Genomic DNA, 664 nt, shown 5'->3' on the forward strand with positions numbered 1-664 from the left:
GGTCGCGGCTGCTGCCGCGACAGCCGGCGCCGCCGGCGCAGGACGCGGCGCCTCGTCCTCGTCCAACAAGGCTTCCTTGATGATCCGCCGAGGGTCGTATTGCCGCGGATCAAGCTTGCGCCAGTCCATGTCGACGATGTCGTCGCCGACTTCTTCGCGCAGCTGTTCCTTGGCACCGGCGGCCATGGTCTTCAGCTGTTTGACGAACCTGGCCAACTGCGCGGCGTATTCGGGCAACCGCTCAGGTCCGAGGATCACCACGGCAAGAATTGCCAGGATGATCAGTTCTGAGCCGTTGATTCCAAACACGATTGAAGGTTACCCGTTCGCCGGGCCGGTCAGCCACTTGGCGGGCTGACCATCATGCCCAATCCGCGGACGATCCGGCTGAACGGATCGTCGGCCGGGGACGGCATCGGCAGCTTCAGGCGGGAGTTCTCCGACAGCACCACATGGCTGACCGTCTCCGGCATCTCGGCCAGCGGGAGGTCCGACCACAACGTGTACGTCACCTCGTCGGAGTGGAGCACCACGGTCCAGTCCTCGCCGCCGCGCACCCACACCGCGCGGTCCAGCCCGGCCACTTCCCGGAATCCGTCCATGGTCACGGGATGGCCCGTGGCCGCATTCACCGGCGGCGCGGGGTCAGCCACCCGGGCCGTCC

Annotated in this window: 2 protein-coding genes; both read right to left on the reverse strand. The window is 66.9% G+C overall.

Annotation, left to right across the window (positions count from 1 at the left end; all coding sequences use genetic code 11):
- On the reverse strand, positions 1-309 hold a 309-nt coding region (locus AC5RUJ_RS17865; protein ID WP_494156466.1), incomplete at its 3' end, for a twin-arginine translocase TatA/TatE family subunit.
- Positions 310-338: 29 nt separating this feature from the next.
- On the reverse strand, positions 339-664 hold a 326-nt coding region (locus tag AC5RUJ_RS17870; protein WP_494156467.1), incomplete at its 5' end, for a hypothetical protein.

Source organism: Arthrobacter sp. Y3223164 (assembly GCF_059091005.1).